At 53.9% G+C, this 23,134-nt stretch carries 26 protein-coding genes; 16 read left to right on the forward strand and 10 right to left on the reverse strand.

Going from position 1 to position 23,134, the window contains the following annotated elements; genetic code table 11:
* The first annotated feature begins 62 nt into the window (after positions 1-62).
* Entirely contained in the window at positions 63-1,295 is a 1,233-nt protein-coding gene (locus tag M1D91_RS07955; RefSeq protein WP_437431242.1) for an MFS transporter, read from the forward strand.
* A gap of 36 nt (positions 1,296-1,331) precedes the next feature.
* Here M1D91_RS07955 and M1D91_RS07960 read toward each other — a convergent pair whose 3' ends face one another.
* Positions 1,332-1,592, reverse strand: a complete 261-nt coding sequence (locus tag M1D91_RS07960) for a hypothetical protein (RefSeq protein WP_437431243.1) — start codon at positions 1,590-1,592, stop codon at positions 1,332-1,334.
* 123 nt (positions 1,593-1,715) lie between these two features.
* Positions 1,716-2,918 (reverse strand): MFS transporter, encoded by a 1,203-nt coding sequence (locus M1D91_RS07965; RefSeq protein ID WP_437431244.1) that lies wholly within the window; start codon positions 2,916-2,918, stop codon positions 1,716-1,718.
* A gap of 80 nt (positions 2,919-2,998) precedes the next feature.
* Here M1D91_RS07965 and M1D91_RS07970 point away from each other — a divergent pair, with 80 nt between their 5' ends.
* On the forward strand, positions 2,999-3,544 hold the full coding sequence (locus M1D91_RS07970; protein WP_437431245.1) for a TetR/AcrR family transcriptional regulator: 546 nt from the start codon (positions 2,999-3,001) through the stop codon (positions 3,542-3,544).
* 156 nt (positions 3,545-3,700) lie between these two features.
* On the opposite strand, the gene M1D91_RS07975 is transcribed toward M1D91_RS07970, so the two are convergent.
* A complete protein-coding gene (locus M1D91_RS07975) occupies positions 3,701-5,386 on the reverse strand; it encodes an aspartate:alanine antiporter (protein WP_437431246.1) in 1,686 nt (561 codons plus the stop codon).
* Positions 5,387-5,665: 279 nt separating this feature from the next.
* Between M1D91_RS07975 and M1D91_RS07980 the strand changes: the two genes are divergently transcribed.
* Positions 5,666-6,046 carry an inner membrane protein YbjM gene (locus M1D91_RS07980; protein WP_437431247.1) on the forward strand — a complete coding sequence of 127 codons (381 nt, stop codon included), beginning with the start codon at positions 5,666-5,668 and terminating at the stop codon, positions 6,044-6,046.
* 33 nt (positions 6,047-6,079) lie between these two features.
* Here M1D91_RS07980 and M1D91_RS07985 read toward each other — a convergent pair whose 3' ends face one another.
* On the reverse strand, positions 6,080-6,343 hold the full coding sequence (locus M1D91_RS07985) for a GrxA family glutaredoxin (RefSeq protein WP_437431248.1): 264 nt from the start codon (positions 6,341-6,343) through the stop codon (positions 6,080-6,082).
* Positions 6,344-6,519: 176 nt separating this feature from the next.
* On the opposite strand from M1D91_RS07985, the gene nfsA reads away from it, so the two are divergent.
* The 11 genes from nfsA to M1D91_RS08040 all read left to right on the forward strand — a co-directional run bounded on the left by nfsA (position 6,520) and on the right by M1D91_RS08040 (position 17,319).
* Positions 6,520-7,242 carry a nitroreductase NfsA gene (gene nfsA / locus M1D91_RS07990; protein WP_437431249.1) on the forward strand — a complete coding sequence of 241 codons (723 nt, stop codon included), beginning with the start codon at positions 6,520-6,522 and terminating at the stop codon, positions 7,240-7,242.
* A 72-nt stretch (positions 7,243-7,314) separates the two neighbouring features.
* A complete protein-coding gene (gene rimK / locus M1D91_RS07995) occupies positions 7,315-8,217 on the forward strand; it encodes a 30S ribosomal protein S6--L-glutamate ligase (RefSeq protein ID WP_437431250.1) in 903 nt (300 codons plus the stop codon).
* 85 nt (positions 8,218-8,302) lie between these two features.
* Positions 8,303-8,782 carry a type III secretion system chaperone family protein gene (locus M1D91_RS08000; protein WP_437431251.1) on the forward strand — a complete coding sequence of 160 codons (480 nt, stop codon included), beginning with the start codon at positions 8,303-8,305 and terminating at the stop codon, positions 8,780-8,782.
* Between the two features lie 347 nt (positions 8,783-9,129).
* The gene (gene potF, locus M1D91_RS08005) at positions 9,130-10,239 is read left to right on the forward strand and encodes a spermidine/putrescine ABC transporter substrate-binding protein PotF (protein ID WP_437431252.1); all 1,110 of its coding nucleotides are present in this window, start codon (positions 9,130-9,132) and stop codon (positions 10,237-10,239) included.
* Between the two features lie 137 nt (positions 10,240-10,376).
* Complete coding sequence (gene potG, locus M1D91_RS08010; protein ID WP_437431253.1) at positions 10,377-11,510, forward strand: putrescine ABC transporter ATP-binding subunit PotG; 1,134 nt, start codon at positions 10,377-10,379, stop codon at positions 11,508-11,510.
* A 9-nt stretch (positions 11,511-11,519) separates the two neighbouring features.
* Positions 11,520-12,473, forward strand: a complete 954-nt coding sequence (potH, locus tag M1D91_RS08015) for a putrescine ABC transporter permease PotH (protein ID WP_437431254.1) — start codon at positions 11,520-11,522, stop codon at positions 12,471-12,473.
* A complete protein-coding gene (potI, locus tag M1D91_RS08020; RefSeq protein WP_437431255.1) occupies positions 12,470-13,315 on the forward strand; it encodes a putrescine ABC transporter permease PotI in 846 nt (281 codons plus the stop codon). The genes potH and potI overlap by 4 nt, the downstream gene beginning before the upstream one ends.
* 75 nt (positions 13,316-13,390) lie before the next feature.
* Positions 13,391-13,864, forward strand: coding sequence for a YbjO family protein (locus M1D91_RS08025; RefSeq protein ID WP_437431256.1), 474 nt, complete (start codon positions 13,391-13,393; stop codon positions 13,862-13,864).
* 42 nt (positions 13,865-13,906) lie between these two features.
* Positions 13,907-15,034, forward strand: coding sequence for a 23S rRNA (uracil(747)-C(5))-methyltransferase RlmC (gene rlmC, locus M1D91_RS08030; RefSeq protein WP_437431257.1), 1,128 nt, complete (start codon positions 13,907-13,909; stop codon positions 15,032-15,034).
* Positions 15,035-15,124: 90 nt separating this feature from the next.
* Positions 15,125-15,853 (forward strand): response regulator, encoded by a 729-nt coding sequence (locus tag M1D91_RS08035; RefSeq protein WP_437431258.1) that lies wholly within the window; start codon positions 15,125-15,127, stop codon positions 15,851-15,853.
* Positions 15,841-17,319, forward strand: a complete 1,479-nt coding sequence (locus M1D91_RS08040; RefSeq protein ID WP_437431259.1) for a sensor histidine kinase — start codon at positions 15,841-15,843, stop codon at positions 17,317-17,319. The genes M1D91_RS08035 and M1D91_RS08040 overlap by 13 nt, the downstream gene beginning before the upstream one ends.
* A 48-nt stretch (positions 17,320-17,367) precedes the next feature.
* Here M1D91_RS08040 and artJ read toward each other — a convergent pair whose 3' ends face one another.
* The 6 genes from artJ to M1D91_RS08070 all read right to left on the reverse strand — a co-directional run bounded on the left by artJ (position 17,368) and on the right by M1D91_RS08070 (position 21,876).
* Positions 17,368-18,099, reverse strand: coding sequence for an arginine ABC transporter substrate-binding protein ArtJ (artJ, locus tag M1D91_RS08045; protein ID WP_437431260.1), 732 nt, complete (start codon positions 18,097-18,099; stop codon positions 17,368-17,370).
* A 170-nt stretch (positions 18,100-18,269) separates the two neighbouring features.
* Complete coding sequence (artM, locus tag M1D91_RS08050; RefSeq protein ID WP_437431261.1) at positions 18,270-18,938, reverse strand: arginine ABC transporter permease ArtM; 669 nt, start codon at positions 18,936-18,938, stop codon at positions 18,270-18,272.
* Positions 18,938-19,654, reverse strand: a complete 717-nt coding sequence (artQ, locus tag M1D91_RS08055; RefSeq protein WP_437431262.1) for an arginine ABC transporter permease ArtQ — start codon at positions 19,652-19,654, stop codon at positions 18,938-18,940. Before artQ ends, artM begins: the two co-directional genes overlap by 1 nt.
* Before the next feature lie 5 nt (positions 19,655-19,659).
* Positions 19,660-20,391, reverse strand: a complete 732-nt coding sequence (artI, locus tag M1D91_RS08060) for an arginine ABC transporter substrate-binding protein ArtI (RefSeq protein ID WP_437431263.1) — start codon at positions 20,389-20,391, stop codon at positions 19,660-19,662.
* A 19-nt stretch (positions 20,392-20,410) separates the two neighbouring features.
* On the reverse strand, positions 20,411-21,139 hold the full coding sequence (gene artP / locus M1D91_RS08065; protein ID WP_437431264.1) for an arginine ABC transporter ATP-binding protein ArtP: 729 nt from the start codon (positions 21,137-21,139) through the stop codon (positions 20,411-20,413).
* Between the two features lie 221 nt (positions 21,140-21,360).
* Positions 21,361-21,876, reverse strand: a complete 516-nt coding sequence (locus tag M1D91_RS08070; RefSeq protein ID WP_437431265.1) for a lipoprotein — start codon at positions 21,874-21,876, stop codon at positions 21,361-21,363.
* A gap of 104 nt (positions 21,877-21,980) precedes the next feature.
* Here M1D91_RS08070 and M1D91_RS08075 point away from each other — a divergent pair, with 104 nt between their 5' ends.
* Both M1D91_RS08075 and M1D91_RS08080 read left to right on the forward strand, forming a co-directional pair.
* Positions 21,981-22,301, forward strand: a complete 321-nt coding sequence (locus tag M1D91_RS08075) for a heavy metal-binding domain-containing protein (protein ID WP_437431266.1) — start codon at positions 21,981-21,983, stop codon at positions 22,299-22,301.
* Positions 22,301-23,131 (forward strand): N-acetylmuramoyl-L-alanine amidase, encoded by an 831-nt coding sequence (locus M1D91_RS08080; protein WP_437431267.1) that lies wholly within the window; start codon positions 22,301-22,303, stop codon positions 23,129-23,131. Before M1D91_RS08075 ends, M1D91_RS08080 begins: the two co-directional genes overlap by 1 nt.
* Positions 23,132-23,134: the final 3 nt, after the last annotated feature.

Raw genomic sequence — 23,134 nt, forward strand, 5'->3', positions numbered from 1 at the left:
CACTATCCCCGTGCAGAGGCTTTGATTACACTCTGCGCGATTTTTTACGTTAAAGAGAAGACATGCAAAAACACTCCCTTTCCGGTCAACGCCTGGGTCGCCAGGCGCTGTTATTTCCGTTGTGTCTGGTTCTGTACGAATTCTCCACCTATATCGCCAACGATATGATTCAGCCCGGTATGTTGACCGTGGTTGAACAATATCAGGCGGGTATCGAGTGGGTGCCAACCTCCATGACCGCCTATCTGGCTGGCGGTATGTTTTTACAGTGGCTGCTGGGGCCGCTGTCGGATCGTGTGGGTCGCCGCCCGGTGATGCTGGCAGGGGTGGTGTGGTTCATTGTGACCTGCCTTGCCACCCTGCTGGCGCAGAACATTGAACAGTTCACCCTGTTACGGTTTTTACAGGGCATCAGCCTCTGTTTTATCGGCGCTGTGGGTTACGCCGCGATTCAGGAATCTTTCGAAGAGGCGGTGTGTATTAAAATCACCGCCCTGATGGCGAATGTGGCCCTGATTGCGCCACTGCTTGGCCCGCTGGTCGGGGCTGCCTGGGTGCATGTCGCTCCCTGGGAGGGCATGTTTGTGCTCTTTGCCGTGCTGGCGGCCGTCGCCTTTGTCGGCTTACAGCGTGCCATGCCGGAGACGGCCACGCGTCTCGGTGAGTCGCTGTCGATGAAAGCACTCTGGCACGATTATGCGCTGGTGATGAAAAATGTGCGCTTTGTGGCGGGGGCGCTGGCGACCGGGTTTGTCAGCCTGCCGTTACTGGCGTGGATTGCCCAGTCACCCATTATCATCATCAATGGTGAGCAGCTGAGTAGTTATGAATATGGGTTGTTACAGGTGCCCATTTTTGGCGCACTGATTGCGGGTAACCTGGTGCTGGCAAAACTGACCTCACGCCGGACGGTCCGTGCGCTGATTATTCTCGGCGGCTGGCCGATTATCGCCGGGTTGATTGTCGCTGCGGTCGCGACAGTGGCCTCATCGCACGCTTATTTGTGGATGACGGCAGGCTTAAGCCTGTACGCCTTCGGTATCGGGCTCGCCAACGCCGGGCTGGTTCGCCTGACGCTTTTCGCCAGCGAGGTGAGCAAAGGGGCTGTGTCGGCAGCAATGGGCATGCTGCAAATGTTTATTTTCACCGTCGGCATAGAGATCAGTAAACATGCCTGGCTGGTGGGTGGTAATGCGCTGTTCAGCCTCTTTAATTTACTCAATGGTCTCTTCTGGCTCGGACTGATGGTGATTTTTCTGCGGGATAAGCGTGTGGGCAATTCACTGGAGGGTTAAGGCTGTTTACATCGCGATGTGAAACAGCCTTAACCGTTAGTGGTGATGGTCATCAATCTGGTGTTCGATAATCATCCCTTCACCCACGCTTGCCAGATGGCGGGCGCGAGGCGCAACGCGCATCACCGGGGCCGGGGTAACGATCTGCGGAGCGACATAGGCTGTCTGTGGTGCGGGAGTGTTCAGGGGTACCAGTTCAATTTTGTAGCCATCAGGCACGTTTACCGTGATGTTTTGCGCCATCGCGCCGCTGGCGAGTGTGGCAAAAAGTGCAAGTGTGAGCAGGGAGCGTTTCATGTTCGCCTCGACAGAGTGAGGTGGCTGACCGGGTGCCAGCCACAAAACCGGACGAAGTATGGGGAATCGCCAGAAGGAAAGTGTTGCCACGCGTGCGGTACTTGAACCTCACGCGCGGTATTCTCATCGCGGTGCTGACGCCATCGGGGTTGCAGGTTTGGCAACCGCTTTAGCAACCAGTGCGGCGACCATGACAAGGCCCAGCACCACCATCATCGCGCTACGTAAACCGTAGTGCTCCCCCAAAAAGCCCAGCAGCGGCGGCCCTACCAGAAAAGCGAGATAACCTGTTGTGGCGACCACGCTGACGCGCGTTGGCGCATCGGGGCCGGTATCGCTCGCCGCAGAGATGGTCAACGGGAAGCCCAGCGACGCCCCCAGCCCCCAGAAAATAACCGACGCTCCGGCAACCCAGGCGTTATCAACGAAGATGATAAGCCCGATACCAAGAGCACCTATCAGTGCGCTGGCGCGAACGACGGTGACGCGGCTGTAGCGATCGATAAACCAGCCGCCAGTAAAGCGCCCGACGGTCATCCCCAGCGTGAAACCCGCATAAATCAGTGAGCCGGAGGTGGGATCAAAGCCATGTCCGTCAACCATCAACAACGGCAACCAGTCGTTCGCTGAGCCTTCTGCAAAGGCCATTGCCAGGACCACCATGCCAATCAGCAGTAGCTGGCTATCGCGCCAGAAGGGCACACCCTGTTTACTGCGTTGTTTATCTTGCGGCGTGTCTTTGCCGGTGCCCTCGGGAATAGCAGAGATAGCCATGACGATGGGCGTAATGGCCACCCCTGCCGCCAACAGGATGTGCAGCGTAGCCGGGGTTCCAAATGCGGTGAGTGTCATCCCAATGCCCGCACCCGCCAGTGTGCCCAGACTGTAGAACCCATGCATCATCGGCAGCACGGTTTTGTTCATCTCACGTTCAACAGCGGCACCTTCGATGTTAATGGCCACTTCGCCTGCGCCCAGGCTGCCGCCAAAGAACGCCAGCCCGATGGCAAACAGGAGCGGCGATGCCAGCCACAGCGCCAGACTCAGAATTGCCATGCCAGCAACGGCCACCGTCATACTGGCGCGAATCACCTTACGTGTCCCAAAGCGTTTAACCAGCCAGCCGGAGGAGAGGATGCCGCTCATTGAGCCCACGGACAGTCCAAACAGCACGGCACCCATTTGTGCTGTCGACACTGACAAAATATCGCGGATCGCCGGGGTTCGCGTGGCCCATGACGCCATCAATAAACCTGGTATGAAGAAGAAGGTAAACAGCGCCCAGAGGCGATGTTTCAGGGCATTACGAGGAGAGATGACAGCCATTACGTCGCATCCTGCAGGGAAAAGTGAGGACAACACTAGCAAGGGTGTGTACATTTGTACATAACTGATTGAGAGGGTGTATGAACAGACGACCGAACGACCCGCATCGACGTGAAAAAATCATCGAAGCGACGCTGGAAGCCATTGCTGAGCATGGGATTCAGGCCGTAACCCACCGTAAAATCGCCAGCCACGCGGACGTGCCCCTCGGCTCCATGACCTACTATTTCACAGGCATCGACGCGCTGCTTGACGAAGCTTTTACCCGATTCACTCAGCAGATGTCGGAACAGTACCAGGCCTTTTTCGACAAGGTAACAAACCAGGCTGAGGCCTGCGATGCCATCACCCGTCTCATCTACAGCGCACAGGTGACCACCCCGCACAATATGGAACTGATGTATCAGCTCTATGCCTTCATGAGCAAAAAGCCGACCTTTAAAAGCGTAATGCAAAACTGGATGCGCACCAGTCAGACCACCCTCGAACAGTGGTTTGACCCAGTCACCGCGCGTGCGCTGGATGCGTTTATTGAAGGGATGACGCTGCACTTTGTGGTGGACAGGGAACCGCTTAAGCGTGAAGACCTGAGGATAATGATTGGGCGGATTGCGGGGGAAAGATGAGTGGCAGAAAACAAAAAACCCATCAACCTTGAACCGAAGTGGCGGGGTTGATGGGCTCCACAAATTGGGGACATCAAAGAAAAGCAGTGGCACTAGTTATGACTGACGCTCTGATAAAAAGTTCTCTGTCTGTCAAAAATAAATGCTACTTCAGAGTTATCCGAGGACAGGCCAGATGATGATGATGAGTGTCCCTGCCAGCGTCAGCAATACGTTGGCGATGGCGTAGGTGCCAGCATAGCCCAGCGCCGGGATGTTACTGCGCGCGGTGTCGCTGATGATCTCCATCGCTGGCGCGCAGGTACGCGCCCCCATCATGGCGCCGAACAGCAGGGCACGGTTCATCTTCAGGACATAGGCGCCGAAGAGGAAACAGATCATCACCGGCACCAGGCTTACTATCAGCCCGGCAATCAGCATCTGCCCGCCAACTTCGCCCAGACCGTTCCCGATGCCGCTGCCTGCGCTAAGCCCCACGCCTGCCATAAACACCATCAGACCAAACTCTTTCACCATGTTCAACGCGCCCTGGGGGATATAGCCGAAAGTAGGGTGGTTGGCACGCAGGAAGCCAAGCATGATACCCGCGAACAACAGGCCTGCGGCATTACCGATGCCAAAGCTGAACGAGCTGAACTGGAAGGTGATCATGCCAATCATCAGGCCGACGATAAAGAAGGCGCAGAAGGCGAGGAGATCTGTCACCTGGCTGTGGATAGAAATAAAGCCGATACGATCGGCAATGGTCTTCACCCGTTTTGCTTCGCCACTCACCTGGAGCACATCGCCTTTATTGAGCACGATATTGTCGTCTATCGGCATCTCAATCTGGCTGCGGATGACGCGGTTGAGGAAACAGCCGTGATCGGTCAGTTTCAGTTGGGCCAGGCGGCGATTAACCACGTTGTGGTTTTTGACCACCACCTCTTCGGTGACAATACGCATATCCAGCAGATCGCGGTCGAACACCTCTTTACCATTACGAAAGCTTGGATCGAGACGGGCGTGCGCGTCCGGATAGCCCACCAGAGAAATTTCATCACCCACCTGCAGTACCGCATCGCCGTCGGGGTTGGCCAGAATGCCGTTGCGGCGAATGCGTTCGATATAACAGCCCGTCTGACGATAGATACCCAGTTCGCGCAGGTTTTTACCATCCGCCCAGGCCACCAGTTCAGGGCCAACGCGATAGGCGCGGATAACCGGCAAATAGACTTTGCGGTTAGTGTCGGTATCGAGGCCACGCTCGCGGGCAATTTGCTGGGCGCTGGTTTGCAGATCCTGATGTTGCAGTTTGGGCATGTAGCGTGACGCCACAATTAAACTCACCAGCCCGATAAGATAGGTCAGGGCGTAACCGAGACTCAAATGATCGAGGGCGCTGGTAAGCTGACTGTTCTCCATTCCCAGATGACGCAGGGTATCGCCTGCGCCAACCAGAACTGGCGTGGAGGTCATAGAGCCTGCAAGCATCCCCGCCGTTAGCCCAATATCCCAACCGAACAGCTTACCCAGGCCAAGCGCGATCAGCAGAGCACTGCCAACTAATACCAGCGCGAGCATGAGATAATTCTTACCATCACGGAAAAAAATTGAAAAAAAGTTTGGTCCGGCTTCCACGCCAACACAAAAAATAAACAGCATAAAACCCAGGTTAAGGGCGTCGGTGTTAATGCTGAAATGCTGCTGACCTAATAATAAGGAAACCACTAAAACGCCAATGGAATTACCGAGTTGTACCGATCCCAGGCGTAATTTTCCCAAACAAAGTCCGAGCGCCAGAACCACAAATAATAACAGTATGTAATTCCCGTTTAACAAATCTGCGACGTTTATATTCACGGAGTCTAACTTCTTGTTTACTTGTAAGCTATTGAAAGAAATGGTTATTTGGGCTAATGTTTTGAGCTGCGGCGGGTGCTGAAAAAATGCGTGCTTCGCCCCGATTTTTACCTCAAAACAATAACTGGTCGCTAGTTTAATCGTAAAGAATTCCAACGGCTAGTAAGAATCAACTATTCCCCTTTGGGCCATTTAGCAGGGATTGCCTTCACGCTTTATCTGACAGGACGTTCTTTTGAACGAATGCGTGTTTGATAGAGAAAAAATCAGGAGGATGGTTTGAAATATAAACAGAGTTTAGCGGGCATCTTCTGCTGCTTTATACTTTTTATCGTCGTTTGTCTGTCGCTGGTAATGAATGTAGACGGTGCGTTTCGGGCATCCGGACATGCGGAGCTGGGGCTACTTTTCTTTATTATTCCGGGCGTAGTGGCTGGTGTTTTTACCCGTCGGCGCAATGTCATGGTGTCGCTCGTCGGCGCTATTCTCGCCGCGCCACTCTGTTTCGTGCTGATGCGACTCTGCTTCACACCGGTCCGCTCCTTCTGGCAGGAGCTGGCATGGCTGTTCAGTGGGCTGTTCTGGTGCTCGCTGGGGGCCTTATGCTACCTGTTTTTAAGTGGGCTCTTCAGCCGGTTATCTTCCCCGCGGGCGCGTTAAGGAGCCTTTGCCCTGCCATCGTCGGTGGCACAGTCAGGCAAACCAGCCGAAATGTTGGCGAATGTATTTGTTGAACTCGCTGGTGCTACCAATGTGCTGTTTATCAATAAAAATTTGCGGTACGGTGTCGATAGATTTGCCCGCCGCCTCTTCCAGCGCTCTGCGGCTGACCCCCTCGGTATGAATGTCGACATAGCGCCACTCGAACCCTTTTTGCTTTTTAGCGATCCGCTCGGCCACTTCTTTTACGCGAGCGCATTGCGGGCAACCCGCACGACCAAATATCACGGCATACATTTTTTCTCTCCATTATCCAGAGGGTAACTGAGGGCATCATGCGTCTTTTCGCGGCGCAGTGAAAACAGGTTATGCCTGTTGTGTTGATGCCCGGAACCTTTCAGAGCAAGTTACGGATAATTCCCGCGACGCGGTTCATTTATAATGGTCGTTTTGCAACTTTTTCAGGGAAACGCATGACACCCACTATCGACCTCCTTTGTCACCACCGTTCGATTCGCCATTTCACCGACCAGCCGGTTACCGATGCACAGCGCGCAGCGATTATTGCGGCGGCCCAGGGCACCTCCAGCTCCAGCTTTTTTCAATGCAGCTCCATTATTCGCATCACGGACACCGCCCTTCGCGAACAGCTGGTGACCCTCACCGGCGGTCAACAGCATGTGGCACAGGCAGCGGAATTCTGGGTGTTTTGCGCCGATTTTAACCGCCATTTGCAGATTTGCCCGGAGGCACAGTTGGGGCTGGCCGAGCAGTTGCTGCTCGGCGTGGTCGATACGGCGATGATGGCCCAGAACGCCCTGACGGCAGCGGAGTCTTTGGGGCTTGGCGGGGTTTATATCGGTGGACTGCGGAACAATATTGAGGCGGTGACCACGCAGCTTAAGCTGCCAGAACATGTGCTGCCGCTGTTTGGTCTCTGCCTCGGCTGGCCTTCGGATAACCCGGACGTGAAACCGCGTTTACCGGCCTCCCTGGTGGTGCATGAAAATAGCTACCAGCCGGTGGACACGCAGACGCTCGCGCAGTACGACGAGGAACTGGCGGCCTATTATCTCTCGCGTGGTAGTAATAATCGTAAGGATACCTGGAGCGACCATATCCGGCGTACCCTTATCAAAGAGAACCGTCCTTTCATTCTCGATTATTTGCACAAACAGGGATGGGCGGTGCGTTAATTCCTATGCATCCGGCACCTTGCTACGTGTATGATACGCGTGCTTTTCCAGCGCTAATCAGAGAGGTGCAGGGTGAAAATTGCCATATTGTCCCGGGACGGAACGCTCTATTCGTGTAAACGTCTGCGTGAAGCCGCCACGTCCCGTGGCCATCAACTCGATATTCTCGATCCACTGTCATGTTATATGAGCATCGATCCTGCTGCCTCTGCCGTGCATTATAAAGGCCGCCAGTTGCCCCACTATGACGCGGTTATCCCGCGCATCGGCTCTGCAATAACCTACTACGGCACGGCATCACTACGGCAGTTTGAAATGCTCGGCAGCTACCCTTTAAATGAATCCGTGGCCATTACGCGCGCCAGAGATAAACTCCGGTCGTTGCAGCTGCTGGCCCGTCAGGGCATCGCGCTGCCGGTTACCGGTATCGCTCACTCCCCGGATGATACCAGTGACCTGATTGCGATGGTCGGTGGTGCGCCACTGGTGGTGAAGCTGGTGGAGGGTACGCAGGGCATCGGCGTGGTGCTGGCAGAGACCCGGCAGGCAGCGGAGAGCGTCATTGATGCGTTTCGCGGTTTGAACGCCCATATTCTGGTCCAGGAATATATAGAAGAGGCCAGAGGTAAAGATATCCGTTGTCTGGTCGTCGGTGATGAAGTGGTAGCGGCTATCGAACGTCAGGCAAAAGAGGGGGATTTTCGCTCAAATCTGCACCGGGGGGGCGTGGCGAGTGTTGCCACTATTACGCCGCGTGAGCGGGAGCTGGCGCTGGCGGCGGTAAAGACCCTTGGGCTGGATGTCGCCGGAGTGGATATCTTACGGGCGCACCGCGGGCCACTGGTGATGGAGGTCAATGCATCGCCGGGCCTTGAAGGCATTGAAAAAACAACCGGTATCGATATTGCGGGCAAAATGCTTCAGTGGATTGAGCGTCACGCCACCCCAGGCTTTTGCCTGAAAACAGGCGGATAGCCGTTTTCCCTTTCGAATCATGGTACATCGCCGGCTTTTTGCGTAAGCTAGGGCATTATTTTCTAAGCAGAGGTTGTGTCGCACTATGGATTCACTTGTTGTCCCTGGTCTGGACACCCTACGTCAATGGCTCGACGAAGCGGGTATTAATTTCTTTGAATGCGATACCTGCCAGGCGTTGCACCTGCCGCATATGCAGAATTTTGATGGGGTGTTTGACGCTAAAATCGATCTCATTAACGATGTCGTGCTCTTTACGGCAATGGCTGAAGTGAAGCCGTCCGCGCTGCTGGCGCTGGCTGCAGATCTCTCTGCCATTAACGCCAGTTCTTTGACGGTGAAAGCATTTATTGATATTCAGGATGATAACCTGCCAAAACTGGTGGTTTGCCAGACATTATCCGTCGCCGCCGGGGTGACCACTCAGCAGTTTGCCTGGTTTATGCAGCAGAGTGAAGAGCAAATTTCGATGGTGATTCTTGAGGCCCGCGCCCATCAACTGCTCTATGTGCCGGAAGAAGACGATAAGTCAGGCGGCGACGAAACGCTCAATTTTCTTCACTAACACCTTGTAACTTAAGCGCAGCCGCTGCCAGAGCGGCTGCATAACAGATATTATTATTCTGCCCTAATCCCTTCCTTCCAGCGTATTCCACCGCCATTCCCGTCAGTTCGGCTTATCCAATAGACAGAATCTGCATAAAAAATTGATAAAAGGCGTTTTTTAATCTGCCCTATAGCCTCTAACCCTGGCTACAGTTATTCTTGCGGTGCTTTGAAAAGCATGCGGCGTCGACCGAAAGATTTTTTCGCTTCGGTGAGTGCAGACTGACAAAATATGCATGAATCTTGCATATCTTAAATGCATACATTTAGTTCGTGTGGTAACGGACTTTCCAGAAGGAATGAGATATGACCGCTTTGAGCAAAAAATGGTTATCAGGTCTTGTTGCGGGTGCATTACTGGCGGTCTCTGCCAGCACACTCGCCGCAGAGCAAAAGACGCTGCATGTTTATAACTGGTCTGATTATATTGCACCGGATACGGTGGCCAATTTCGAAAAAGAGACCGGTATTAAAGTCGTTTATGACGTATTCGATTCCAACGAAGTGCTGGAAGGAAAACTGATGGCTGGCAGCACCGGTTTCGATCTGGTGGTGCCGTCAGCGAGTTTCCTGGAGCGTCAGCTTACCGCCGGCGTGTTCCAGCCGCTTGATAAAAGCAAGCTGCCGAACTGGAAGAACATGGATCCGGACGTGTTAAAGATGGTTGCCAAACACGACCCGGATAACAAATACGCAGTGCCTTATCTGTGGGCCACTACGGGCATCGGTTATAACGTCGATAAAGTCAAAGCGGCTTTGGGTGATGTACCCGTAAACAGCTGGGATCTGGTGTTAAAACCAGAAAATCTGGAAAAACTCAAAAGCTGCGGCGTCTCCTTCCTGGACGCCCCGGAAGAGATCTTCGCCACCGTGCTGAACTACCTCGGTAAAGATCCCAACAGTTCGAAAGCTGATGATTACTCCGTGGCGGCGACCGATCTGCTGCTAAAGCTGCGCCCGAATATTCGCTACTTCCACTCCTCTCAGTACATTAACGATCTGGCTAACGGCGACATTTGTGTGGCGATTGGCTGGGCAGGTGATGTCTGGCAGGCGGCCAACCGGGCCAAAGAAGCCAAAAACGGGGTGAACGTCTCCTACGTCATCCCGAAAGAAGGCGCCCTGGCGTTCTTCGACGTCTTTGCCATGCCAAATGATGCAAAAAATAAAGAAGAAGCCTATCAGTTCCTGAACTATCTGATGCGTCCGGATGTGATTGCCCATGTCAGCGACCACGTATTCTATGCTAACGGTAATAAGGCATCTGTCCCGCTGATCAGCGCCGAGGTACGTGATAACCCGGCTATTTATCCGCCTGCGGATGTGTTTGCCAAACTCTACACGCTGAAGGTGCAGGATCCTAAAATTGATCGCGTGAGAACGCGTGCGTGGACAAAAGTGAAAAGTGGCAAATAAATCAATCAGCTGAATAGCGATTGACCTGCACCAGGGCGGTGCAATTGCCCCATAATGGACAGAGGTCATTGACCTCTGTCCAGTCATTTTTCATCAACCGAAAAAGGCGGTTGATGTTTTTGCCGGAGAGCACTTGAGTGAATGACGCTATCCCCCGCCCACAGGCGAAAACCCCCAAGGCGCTGACGCCTCTGCTGGAAATCCGCAACCTGACCAAGTCGTTTGACGGTCAGCACGCCGTGGATGATGTCAGCCTGACCATCTATAAAGGCGAAATCTTTGCCCTTCTGGGGCCTTCCGGCTGCGGTAAATCTACGTTGCTTCGCATGCTGGCAGGGTTTGAGCTGCCGACGACCGGGCAGATCATGCTTGATGGCGTGGATCTGGCGCATGTGCCGCCCTACCTGCGGCCCATCAATATGATGTTCCAGTCCTACGCGCTCTTTCCTCATATGACCGTCGAGCAGAATATCGCGTTTGGCCTGAAGCAGGACAAACTGCCCAAGGCGGAAATTACCGCCCGCGTCGCCGAAATGCTGAGCCTGGTGCACATGCAGGAGTTCGCCAAACGTAAGCCCCATCAGCTTTCCGGCGGTCAGCGCCAGCGTGTCGCACTGGCACGTAGCCTGGCAAAACGACCCAAGCTTCTTCTGCTTGATGAACCTATGGGCGCGCTGGATAAAAAGCTGCGTGACCGTATGCAGCTTGAAGTGGTGGATATCCTGGAGCGCGTGGGGGTGACCTGCGTGATGGTGACCCATGACCAGGAAGAGGCAATGACCATGGCCGGACGTATTGCCATTATGAACCGTGGTAAGTTCGTGCAGATTGGTGAACCGGAAGAGATCTATGAGCACCCGACCACCCGCTACAGTGCAGAATTTATCGGCTCGGTTAATGTCTTTGAAGGGCTGCTGAAGGCGCGTGAAGAGGACGGTCTGGTTATCGATTCCCCCGGGCTGGTTCATCCGCTGAAAGTGGATGTGGACGCCTCGGTCGTGGACAACGTGCCGGTTTACGTAGCGCTGCGTCCGGAAAAAATCATGCTCTGTGAGGAGCCGCCTGCTGACGGTTATAACTTTGCGGTAGGCGAAGTGGTGCATATCGCCTACCTGGGCGACTTGTCGATTTACCACGTGCGTCTGCAAAGCGGGCAAATGATCAGCGCGCAGCTGCAGAATGCGTATCGCTATCGTAAAGGCATGCCGACCTGGGGCGACGAAGTACGCCTGTGTTGGGAAGCCGACAGCTGTGTGGTTCTGACGGTTTAAGGAGCGGTAATGAGTACACTTGAACCCCCATCCCGCGTTGACAAGCCTGGCGGTTTTCGCCTCTGGCTGGCGCGTTTGCAAATGAAGCACGGGCGCAAGCTGGTTATTGCGCTGCCCTATATCTGGCTGACGCTTCTGTTTTTACTGCCTTTTTTGATTGTTTTTAAAATCAGTCTGGCAGAGATGGCCCGCGCCATTCCGCCCTATACTGACCTGGTAGAGTGGGCAGATAATCAGCTGACCCTCTCCCTTAACTTCAATAACTTCCTGCAACTGACCGACGATCCGCTCTATTTTGAAGCTTATCTTCAGTCGTTACAGGTTGCCGGGATCTCCACCCTTTGTTGCCTGTTGCTGGGTTACCCGATGGCCTGGGCGGTGGCCCACAGTCGGCCTTCAACACGTAATATTTTACTGTTACTGGTGTTGTTGCCTTCCTGGACGTCGTTCCTTATTCGCGTGTATGCGTGGATGGGGATTTTGAAAAGCAACGGCGTATTGAATAACGTCTTAATATGGCTAGGGGTTATCGATCAGCCGCTGGCGATTTTGCACACTAATCTGGCGGTGTACATCGGCATTGTGTATGCCTATCTGCCGTTTATGGTGTTACCTATTTACACCGCACTGACGCGCATCGATTACTCGCTGGTGGAGGCGTCACTGGATTTAGGCGCGCGTCCGCTGAAAACATTCTTCAGCGTTATTGTTCCACTGACCAAAGGTGGCATTATCGCGGGGTCAATGTTGGTGTTTATTCCGGCGGTAGGGGAGTTTGTTATCCCGGAACTGCTCGGTGGCCCGGACAGCATCATGATTGGCCGCGTGCTCTGGCAGGAATTCTTTAACAACCGTGACTGGCCTGTGGCCTCAGCGGTCGCCATTATCATGCTGCTGCTGCTCATCGTGCCCATTATGTGGTTCCATAAACATCAGCAAAAACAGATGGGAGAGGGGGCATGAACAACTTACCGGTAGTGCGCTCGCCGTGGCGTATCCTGATTCTGGTGCTTGGGTTTACCTTCCTCTATGCCCCTATGCTGATGCTGGTCATCTACTCGTTTAACAGCTCAAGGCTTGTGACCGTCTGGGCAGGATGGTCCACACGCTGGTATGGCGAGCTGTTTCGTGATGACGCGATGATGAGTGCGGTGGGCCTGAGCCTGACGATTGCGGCATGTGCCGCCACGATGGCGGCGGTACTGGGGACCATCGCTGCGGTTGTTATGGTGCGTTTCGGCCGTTTTCGTGGATCGAATGGTTTTGCGTTTATGATAACCGCACCCCTGGTGATGCCAGATGTGATTACCGGGCTGTCACTACTGTTGCTCTTTGTGGCGCTGGCCCATGCCATCGGCTGGCCTGCCGATCGTGGCATGCTCACTATCTGGCTGGCCCATGTCACCTTTTGTACCGCCTATGTGGCGGTGGTTATCTCATCACGTCTTCGCGAGCTTGACCGCTCCATCGAAGAGGCGGCGATGGATCTGGGTGCTACGCCGTTGAAGGTCTTTTTCATTATCACTCTGCCGATGCTGATGCCAGCGATCGTTTCCGGCTGGCTGCTGGCCTTCACGCTGTCGCTGGATGACCTGGTCATTGCCAGTTTTGTTTCCGGCCCTGGCGCCACCACACTGCCGATGCTGGTGTTCTCCAGCGTGCGTATGGGGGTTAACCCGGAAATCAACGCCCTGGCCTCGCTTATCCTCGGTGTGGTTGGCATTGTTGGTTTTATCGCCTGGTGTCTGATGGCACGTGCTGAAAAGCAACGTATCAGAGATATCCAGCGTGCAAGACGGGGATAATGGCTCTAGAATCTTAAAAGTTGTGTCGCAGATGCCGCGCCTGTCGCGGCATCTATTCACAGGGAACAGTACCGATTGGGATTCTTTACTAAAACACGCCACACCCATGCCCGCCCGAATATTCCGGCGTTAGTCCAGGTCGCGGCCATCGCCATCATCTCTATCCGGTGTGTCGACTTCATAATGATTTTTATGACGCTCGGGCCACAGGGGCTGGTTGAATTCGTGCAGCGTAGCGCCCAGACCTGGGCATTAACCCTGATTTTCTTTGGCAGCCTGGTGCTGGTTTTTGTCGAAATACTCTGTGCGTTTTCAGTGGTTAAAGGGAGAAGCTGGGCGCGGTGGGTCTATTTACTGACGCAGATTATCGCCGGCGGCTATTTATGGGCGGCCTCGCTGGGTTACGGCTACCCTGAACTCTTTAGCATTCCCGGTGAGTCGAAGCGCGAGATTTTTCAGACGCTACTCCTGCAAAAGGTGCCTTCTCTGCTCGCGCTGTTTTTGCTCTTTATTCCTTCTCCCAGTCGGCGCTTTTTCCGTCTGCAATAACGATGGTACAATCCCGCCCCCCGCAAAACAGAAGGCTTTACTATGCAGTGCGCACATTATGACGCCGGACGCTGTCGTTCCTGCCAATGGATCGAGCAGCCGGTCTCTGAACAATTAACCACGAGGATGACCGATCTGCGAGCGCTGCTGGCGGGCCTTCCCGTTGCGGAGTGGCGCACGCCTGTCAGCGGTCCTGAAAAAGGCTTTCGTAATAAAGCAAAAATGGTGGTTAGCGGCAGCGTCGAAAAGCCACTGCTGGGTATGCTGCATCGGGATGGCACGCCGGTCGACCTTAGCGATTGCCCGCTCTATCCTGCTGCTTTCTCTCTGGCGTTCGCTGCAATCAAACCCTTTATCGCCCGTGCCGGTTTAACGCCTTACAACGTTGAACGCAGGCGCGGCGAGCTGAAATATCTTCTGCTTACCGAAAGCCAGCACACCGGCGGGATGATGCTGCGCTTTGTGCTGCGTTCTGAATCCAGGCTTGAGCAACTGCGGGCGGCGCTGCCGTGGCTGCAGGCGCAACTGCCACAGCTGCGCGTCATTTCGGTCAATATTCAGCCGGTGCATATGGCCATAATGGAAGGGGAAAAAGAGATTTTTCTCACTGAGGAGCGCACCCTGGCAGAATGTTTTAATGATGTACCCTTATGGATCCGTCCTCAAAGCTTCTTCCAGACTAACCCAACGGTGGCGAGCGCATTATACGCAACGGCCAGAGAGTGGGTCAGGGCGCTGCCGGTCCGGCATATGTGGGATCTTTTCTGCGGTGTGGGCGGGTTTGGTTTGCACTGTGCCACACCGGAAATGACCCTGACCGGCATTGAGATCTCCCAGGAAGCTATTGCCAGCGCGAAACGTTCTGCTGAGCAACTGGGTCTCACTCGTCTGCATTTTCAGGCTCTCGACTCTACGGCATTTGCCACCGATCAGGGTGAAGTACCGGATCTGGTATTGGTGAATCCGCCGCGCCGGGGCATAGGCAAAACTTTATGTGACTACCTGAGCCAGATGCAACCGCCGTTTATTGTCTACTCCAGTTGTAATGCGCAGACCATGGCGAACGATTTTCACCTGCTGCCCGGCTACCGTATTGAGCGGGTACAGCTCTTTGATATGTTCCCCCACACCGCGCATTATGAAGTGCTGACGCTTTTAGTACGTAAATAATCTTCTTTGCGAAATCTATAACGAATTTGTGACAACTTCCTGCCCGGTTATTCGTTAATCTTAGCTATATGGCCTTAACCGGAACGGACGATGGATAGCGCAAAAAAAATACTGCTGGTCGAAGACGATCGGGATATTGCTGAACTGTTGCAACTCAACCTGCGGGATGAGGGCTTTCAGATAGTTCATCAGGAGGATGGCGCACAGGCGCTGCGTGAGCTGGACAGAACCGACTGGGACGCCGTGATCCTGGATCTGATGCTGCCGAACGTGGATGGCCTTGAGATCTGCCGCCGCATCCGGCAGATGACCCGTTATCTTCCGGTGATCATCATCAGCGCCCGATCCAGTGAAACTCACCGCGTACTCGGCCTTGAGATGGGGGCTGACGATTATCTGGCGAAGCCTTTTTCGGTGCTGGAGCTGGTGGCCAGGGTAAAAGCGCTCTTTCGCAGACAGGAAGCGATGGGGCGCAATATTCGCCACGGAATGGGCAGCATAGCCTGCCACGATCTCACTATCGACCCGCTTCCGCGTGAAGTGCGTCTGCGTGGCGAGCTGGTGGATTTAACCCCCCGCGAATTTGATCTCCTCTACTGGTTTGCCCGTCATCCCGGCGAGATCTTCTCCCGGCTGGCGCTGCTGGAGCAGGTATGGGGCTATCAGCACGAAGGCTATGAGCATACGGTCAACACCCACATTAATCGCCTGCGGATGAAAATCGAAAAGGACGCTGCCGCGCCGGAAATCATTCTCACCGTCTGGGGAAAAGGCTATAAGTTTTCGCCAAATCCGGAGGAGAGCGAATGCAACGTCTGAGCCTGAGCCAGCGCCTGACGCTGGTGTTTACCGCTTTGTTGCTGTTATGTGCAGCGGCTGCCTGCTCGCTGCAACTCTACAGCACTACCCGTTATGGCGACGCTATGGTTCAGCGGCTCTCCGCAGGGCTTGCTCAACAAATTGCCAGAAGCGAGTCGCTGCTCGACAGGCAGGGTCAGGTTAATCGTGAGGCGCTGAAATCGCTGTTTGACCGGTTAATGACCCTGAACCCGAGCGTGGAGCTGTATATGGTTTCGCCTGACGGTATTTTACTGGCGGATGCGGCACCCGAAGGGCATATCAAACGTGAACGTATAAACCTCGCGCCGGTGCAGGCATTTCTGGCCGGCGCGGAGTGGCCCGTCTATGGCGACGATCCCCGCAGCAGTGATAAGCAAAAAGTGTTCAGCGTGTCGCCGGTGCGGGTAGAGGGGCAACTGCACGGCTATCTTTATATTATTCTGCAGGGAGAGGCCCTGGACGCGCTTGCCGACAGCGCCTGGCAACATGCGTTATGGCGCGCAATGTTATGGTCGCTGCTGCTGGTTGCGGCGCTCGGCCTGCTTGCAGGGGGGGTAGCCTGGTGGTGGATCACCCGCCCGGTCAGGATGCTGACGCGTGAAGTCAGCGCGCTGGAGCAGGAAAGTATCATTGCCATCAAACGCGTGGCGGAACAGCCACTCGATCCCGCTGCAGGCAACGAAGTGGCCGTGTTACAAAATGCCTTTATTGAGTTGTCCCGCAAGGTCGCCAGTCAGTGGGATGCGCTGGCTGATAACGATCGTCAGCGGCGGGAGTTTGTTGCTAACATCTCGCATGATTTGCGTACGCCGCTGACCGCACTGTTGGGTTATCTGGAAACGCTGTCGGTGAAAGCCGATTATCTGACGCCGGAAGAGTCCAAACACTATCTGAGCATTGCGATGCGTCAGGGCAACAAAGTGCGGCATCTGTCGCAACAGTTATTTGAACTGGCCAGACTCGAACATGGGGGCATAAAACCGCAGCCGGAATCTTTTGTGATGGCCGAGCTGGTGCAGGATGTGGCGCAAAAGTTTGATTTAATGGCCGAAACGCGGGCTATCCGTATCCACCTTGAGCTGCCAGTGGGGCTTGCGCAGGCTTATGCCGACCTCTCGATGATGGAGAGGGTGCTGACCAACCTGCTCGATAACGCCATCCGACATACCCCTGATGGAGGCATTATTACCCTTCGGACCCGGCAGGAAGCAGAACAACTGGTGGTGGAAATCGAAGACAGCGGCGCGGGTATACCGATGGAGCTTCGTGCCAGCCTGTTCCAACGGCCCTCTGTTCTGGATAAACCCAGGGCGGGCGAGTCACGGGGTGGTCTGGGTCTGATGATTGTAAGAAGAATGCTGCAACTGCATGGCGGGGATATTCAACTGGTGGATGTACGAACCGGTGCCTGTTTCCGGTTTTCACTGCCGCTTCCCCGCGGATAACAGGCAAAAAAAAGCCGCATCATGCGGCTTTTTTACTGTTAAATCAGCTTACTGTGGGAACCACTGGTCGCTGATTTTCTGATAGGTACCATCAGCTTTGATTGCCGCCAGCGCGCCGTTCAGTTTTTCCAGCAAGGCTTTGTTGTCCGGACGCACGGCGATCCCAAGACCGGTGCCAAAGTACTGCGGGTCGGTTACTTTCGGCGTCGCGGTGCCCAGCTGCGGGTTGGTTTTCAGCCACTCATTCACCACGGCAGTATCACCAAATACGCCATCGATACGCCCGTTTTTCAGGTCGATAATCGCATTCTGGTAGCTGTCATACGCCACGGTTTTCACTTCAGGATGTTTATCCTGCAAATATTTCTGGTGAGTGGTGCCGTTTTCCATGCCGATACGCTTGCCCTTAAGATCTTCAAAGGATTTGAACGCATCTTTTTTGGCAATAACCAGCGCGGAGTTGGCATAGTAAGGCTCAGTAAAGGAAACCTGCTTGCTACGCTCCGGGGTAATGTCCATACCTGAGATCACCGCATCATATTTTTTGAATTTGAGGGCAGGGATCAGGCTGTCGAAAGCATGATTGGTAAAGGTGCAGTCGGCCTGCATCTGTTTGCAAAGCGCCGTTGCCAGGTCGATATCGAAGCCCACAATCTTGTTGTTCGCATCCATGGATTCAAACGGCGGGTAGGTAGCAGAAACACCAAAGTTAATTTTTTCAGCGGCTGTCGCACCGGCAGCGAAGGTGGCGAGTACTGCGGCCAGAATCAATTTTTTCATCACTGGAACTCCTGTCTGTCAATCTTATTGTGGTTGCCGTGTTGTGGGCATGGGGCTAACAATGCCAGTTAATGAATTAGTATGCAATATATATGCTTAAATATTTTTTATTGTGGATAAAAAAAGCGAGAACTTAATAAGTTACTCGCTTTTTGAATATTATTTATGCATTAATTACGCCGTTCGAACGCTAGTGCTTTACGCTCAATCAGTCGCATCATTAACGTCAGTAGACCATTCACGATAAGGTAAATCACTCCCGCTGCGCCGAACACCATCACATCGTAGGTGCGTCCGTACAGCAACTGCCCGTGACCCATTACCTCCATTAAGGTAATGGTGTAAGCGAGCGAGGTACTTTTGAATACCAGCACCACTTCGTTCGAATAGGACGAGAGGGCGCGCTTGAAGGCGTACGGCAACAGAATGGCCAGGGTATCTTTTTTACTCATGCCCAGAGCGCTACAGGACTGCCATTGACCCTCCGGAATGGCGCGGATTGCACCGTGGAACAACAGGGTCGTGTAAGCCGCACTGTTAAGCGACAGCGCGAGCAGCGCGCAAAGCCAGGGTTCCGACAACAGATGCCAGATGACCGGATACTCCTGCAACACCGGAAACTGACCTGGGCCATAGTAGATGAGAAAGATCTGTACCAGCAGCGGCGTGCCCGTAAACAGGGTGATATAACCGCGCACAATCCAGAACAGAACCGGCGTTTTCAGCGTCAGAATGATAGTAAAGAGCAGCGAGAGGATCAGTGCCACTACCAGAGATGCTGCCGTCAGCGTGAGGCTGGTATGCAGACCCTTGAGTAATTCAGGGAAAAATTCAAGCATCAGCCAGGCCTCCGTTCAAAGCGCGTTGCACGCAGGTCAATGCGTTTGAGTATCCATTGGCTGATAAGGGTAACCACCAGATAAATAGCCGCCGCCACAATGTACCAGGTGAAGGGCTCCTGGGTACGGGTGGCAATACTTTTCGTCTGCAACATCAGGTCATTCACGCTGATAAGTGACACCAGCGCGGTATCTTTCAACAGCACAAGCCACTGGTTACCCAGGCCTGGCAGTGCGTGACGCCACATCTGCGGCATCACCAGGCGGAAGAAGATAGCGCTTTTCGACAGCCCAAGCGCCTGCCCGGACTCCCACTGGCCCTGAGGCACCGCTTTCAGGGCACCTCGCAGCGTCTGAGAGGCATACGCTGAATAGAGCAGCGACAGGGCAATAACGCCGCACAGGAAAGGACTGACATCGAAGTTTTCGATCGCCAGTTGCACCGGGATCTCGACAAACCCGAGATGAATGTTGAAACCGTCAGAGAGAATAAGCAGCAGCTGTGACGAGCCAAAATAGATAAACAGGACAACCAGAATTTCTGGCAGGCCGCGTAAAATGGTCACCAGCGCCGTGCCAGCCCAGGCTACCGGACGCCACTTCGCTGATTCCCATACCGCAAAGATCATCGCCAGCACCAGGCCTATGATCAGGGCGCAAACGGCAAGGCCGACGGTCATCCCGGCGGCGCTTACTAAAGGAAAAAATTCGTTCATTCAGATTACTTCTGGAACCATTTGCTGTAGATGGTTTCGTAAGTGCCATCTTTCTTCACTTTTTCCAGCGCGGCATTGAATTTCTGCTGCAGCTCCGTATTACCCTGACGCACCGCAATGCCCAGACCAGTACCGAAGTAGGCTTTGTCCGTCACTTTGTCGCCCACTGCGGCCAGTTTATCGTTGGCCTTAAGCCATTCGGTCACGACGGCAGTATCACCAAATACGGCGTCAATACGGCCATTTTGCAGATCCAGTTTGGCATTCTGGTAGCTGTCATAGGGGACAGTGGTAATTTCCGGGTGTTTATCGTTGATGAATTTCTGATGCGTGGTGCCGTTCTGTACACCCACTTTCTTGCCTTTAAGGGCATCAATACTGGTGTATTTACCGCTCTGCCCAACGAACAGGGCGGAGTTGTCATAATAAGGCGTCGTAAAGAGCACCTGTTTTTCACGCTCTGGGGTGATATCCATTCCTGCCATCACGGCGTCAAAACGACGGAATTTCAGGCTTGGAATCAGGCTGTCAAATGCCTGGTTAGTGAAGGTACAGGTTGCATCAATCTCTTTACACAAGGCGTTGGCCAGATCGACGTCAAAACCAACAATTTTATTATTAGCATCGGTCGACTCAAACGGAGGGTAGCTGGCTTCAGTGGCGAAACGGATAGTCTGGGCAGCGGAGACGCTCAGGCTGACGCTGGCAAGCAGTGCGGCAATCAGAACTTTTTTCATTGTTATTTCCCCAAATAAATCAGTGAGATAAGTAGTATTTGAACGCGTCGGTTTGCGGCGAGGTAAAGCAGCTCGCATCCCCTTGTTCGACAATATGGCCGTTTTCCATGTAGACCACGCGGCTGGCGGTCTTACGTGCTACTTCAACTTCGTGGGTCACGATAACCTGCGTGATACCCGTTTCCGCCAGCTCACGAATAATGCTGACAATCTGGGCAGTAATTTCCGGATCCAGTGCGGCAGTGGGTTCATCAAATAACAGCACCTGGGGCTCCATCATCAGCGCACGGGCGATCGCCACACGCTGCTGTTGGCCGCCAGAAAGGTGCAGGGGATAACGGTCGCTGTAAGGCTTAAGGCGTAAACGCTCCAGCAGTTTATCGGCCCGCGCGAGCGCCTGATCTTTGCTTAACCCCAGCACACGGCATGGTGCTTCAATCAGGTTTTGCACGACGGTCAGGTGTGGCCAGAGGTTATATTGCTGGAAAACCATACCCACATTCTGACGCAGATCGCGAATCGCCTTATCAGAAGGTGTTTTGGCAAAATCGAAGTGATTGCCTGCAATAGTGAGCTGGCCTGAACGAGGCTGCTCAAGCAGATTCAACACGCGTAGCAGAGAGCTTTTACCTGCGCCGCTGGGACCAAGAAGCACCAGCGTTTCGCCCTGGGGACATTCAAGGGTGATGTCAAAGAGCGCCTGGTGTGCGCCATAGAAGCAGTTAATGCCGTTTAATTTTATACTCATCGAGGCAATCTAATAGCAATTGAGGCCGCAAATAGTAACGTTCGCAGAATAGTTATGCAATATTTGTGCGTTAAAACTTAAATATAAACCGCCGCACTCAATAAAGTTAGCACAAAATACCGGAGCTCGAGGTAAGCAGGAATAAATGTCGGCATTCACGCCGGAATGCCAGACATTTTGCGGGGTTTAAGCGGGATTTATCGTATTTACGCCTCAGCTCGCTATCGGTGCTCAACAGACTGGCGCAAAGTTCCGGCGGGAGCATGAGCAGCGCCGCCAAGGTAGCGAACGTCATCTACTGCCCAGCACTGGCCTTCTCTGATCATCAGCACCTCATCCTGCCACGTCTGGCTGCCCTGGGTCAGGGTTACGCGCAAAGGAATGTTACGTGCATCGGTATTGGGGATGGTGGATGCGCTGGCGACGCTGGCTTTTTCTGGCATGACCGTGCGGCTGGAGAAGGGGTCCGATCGCAGCAGCGCTGTGTTTCGATTATCCCGGCTTGCCGCCGTTAGCATGGCTGCCAAATCGTCGCTCAGGTAAGGTCGCAGTGCCGACAGGTCATTGCTGTGATGCTCAATACGAAAATCGTAAAATTTCTGTGCCACCGTGTCCGGGCCCCCTTCGATGCATGGACCGCTACGGGTGCCGATGTCCTTGTAAGCCGGCGGGACAGTGGTACAGGCGCTGAGCAGCAACGCACAGGGTAAAGCGAGAGTCAGAGCAGAATAGCGCATAATGATTTCCTTATTTTCGCTTCGGATTTAACTTCCTTTCAAGAATAGTGTATTGCTTCGATAATGTGTGAAGTACCGCACTTGAAGCCTAAAAGGAGAACCTGATGCAATTTTCAACTACCCCCACTCTGGAAGGACAACCGATCGTGGAATACTGTGGTGTTGTCACCGGCGAGGCAATTCTGGGTGCCAATATCTTCCGCGATTTCTTTGCCGGTATACGCGACATCGTGGGCGGTCGTTCCGGCGCTTATGAAAAAGAGCTGCGTAAAGCGCGGGAAATCGCTTTTCGTGAACTGGCTGAGCAGGCCAAAGCGCTGGGTGCGAATGCCGTCGTGGGTATTGATATTGATTATGAGACGGTAGGTAAGGACAGCAGCATGCTGATGGTTAGCGTCAGCGGTACGGCGGTGAAAACACGCTAATGAAACGTTTTCTACCGCTGCTGTTACTTGCACTGCTGCTGTCTGGCTGTGCGGGCGAAAAAGGCATTGTTGAGAAGCAGGGGTATCAGCTTGATACCCGCCGTCAGGCGCAGGCCGCCTATCCACGGGTCAAGGTGCTGGTACTGCATTATACGGCAGATGATTTTGACGTCTCGCTGGCCACCTTAACCGACCGGCACGTCAGCGCTCATTATCTTATTCCTGCCCGTCCGCCGCTTTACGACGGTAAACCCCGCATATGGCAGCTTGTGCCGGAACACTCCCTGGCCTGGCATGCCGGTATCAGCTACTGGCGGAACGCGACTCGCCTCAACGATACGTCGATTGGCATTGAGCTTGAGAATCGTGGCTGGCGGAACGTGGCGGGTCGTAAGCAGTTTACCCCCTTCGAACCTGCACAAATTGCCGCGCTCATCCCGCTTGCTAAAGACATCATCAATAGTTACAACATACTTCCTCAGAATGTGGTGGCACACGCTGATGTCGCCCCCCAGCGAAAGGACGATCCCGGGCCACTTTTCCCCTGGCGGGAACTGGCGGCGCAAGGCATTGGCGCATGGCCGGACGCCACACGCGTTGCCTTTTATCTCAATGGGCGGGACCCTTACGACGCGGTGGATACCGCCTCACTACTCGATTTACTGGCGCGCTATGGCTATGAGGTAAAACCTGAGATGACGCCGGGGCAGCAGAAAAGGGTGATCATGGCCTTCCAGATGCATTTTCGCCCGACGCTGTGGAATGGCGTGGCGGATGCAGAAAGTCAGGCTATTGCGCAAGCATTGCTGGAGAAATACGGGCAGAGCTGAGGG

The sequence above is a fragment of the Enterobacter sp. SA197 genome, from assembly GCF_054131575.1.

Bases quoted from the DNA above. Each gene is read 5' to 3' on its own strand.
- M1D91_RS07955 (WP_437431242.1), top strand. From the start codon at position 63: ATGCAAAAACACTCCCTTTCCGGTCAACGCCTGGGTCGCCAGGCGCTG.
- M1D91_RS07960 (WP_437431243.1), bottom strand. From the start codon at position 1,592: ATGAAACGCTCCCTGCTCACACTTGCACTTTTTGCCACACTCGCCAGC.
- M1D91_RS07965 (WP_437431244.1), bottom strand. From the start codon at position 2,918: ATGGCTGTCATCTCTCCTCGTAATGCCCTGAAACATCGCCTCTGGGCG.
- M1D91_RS07970 (WP_437431245.1), top strand. From the start codon at position 2,999: ATGAACAGACGACCGAACGACCCGCATCGACGTGAAAAAATCATCGAA.
- M1D91_RS07985 (WP_437431248.1), bottom strand. From the start codon at position 6,343: ATGTATGCCGTGATATTTGGTCGTGCGGGTTGCCCGCAATGCGCTCGC.
- nfsA (WP_437431249.1), top strand. From the start codon at position 6,520: ATGACACCCACTATCGACCTCCTTTGTCACCACCGTTCGATTCGCCAT.
- M1D91_RS08000 (WP_437431251.1), top strand. From the start codon at position 8,303: ATGGATTCACTTGTTGTCCCTGGTCTGGACACCCTACGTCAATGGCTC.
- potF (WP_437431252.1), top strand. From the start codon at position 9,130: ATGACCGCTTTGAGCAAAAAATGGTTATCAGGTCTTGTTGCGGGTGCA.
- potH (WP_437431254.1), top strand. From the start codon at position 11,520: ATGAGTACACTTGAACCCCCATCCCGCGTTGACAAGCCTGGCGGTTTT.
- potI (WP_437431255.1), top strand. From the start codon at position 12,470: ATGAACAACTTACCGGTAGTGCGCTCGCCGTGGCGTATCCTGATTCTG.
- rlmC (WP_437431257.1), top strand. From the start codon at position 13,907: ATGCAGTGCGCACATTATGACGCCGGACGCTGTCGTTCCTGCCAATGG.
- M1D91_RS08035 (WP_437431258.1), top strand. From the start codon at position 15,125: ATGGATAGCGCAAAAAAAATACTGCTGGTCGAAGACGATCGGGATATT.
- M1D91_RS08040 (WP_437431259.1), top strand. From the start codon at position 15,841: ATGCAACGTCTGAGCCTGAGCCAGCGCCTGACGCTGGTGTTTACCGCT.
- artJ (WP_437431260.1), bottom strand. From the start codon at position 18,099: ATGAAAAAATTGATTCTGGCCGCAGTACTCGCCACCTTCGCTGCCGGT.
- artM (WP_437431261.1), bottom strand. From the start codon at position 18,938: ATGCTTGAATTTTTCCCTGAATTACTCAAGGGTCTGCATACCAGCCTC.
- artQ (WP_437431262.1), bottom strand. From the start codon at position 19,654: ATGAACGAATTTTTTCCTTTAGTAAGCGCCGCCGGGATGACCGTCGGC.
- artI (WP_437431263.1), bottom strand. From the start codon at position 20,391: ATGAAAAAAGTTCTGATTGCCGCACTGCTTGCCAGCGTCAGCCTGAGC.
- artP (WP_437431264.1), bottom strand. From the start codon at position 21,139: ATGAGTATAAAATTAAACGGCATTAACTGCTTCTATGGCGCACACCAG.
- M1D91_RS08070 (WP_437431265.1), bottom strand. From the start codon at position 21,876: ATGCGCTATTCTGCTCTGACTCTCGCTTTACCCTGTGCGTTGCTGCTC.
- M1D91_RS08075 (WP_437431266.1), top strand. From the start codon at position 21,981: ATGCAATTTTCAACTACCCCCACTCTGGAAGGACAACCGATCGTGGAA.
- M1D91_RS08080 (WP_437431267.1), top strand. From the start codon at position 22,301: ATGAAACGTTTTCTACCGCTGCTGTTACTTGCACTGCTGCTGTCTGGC.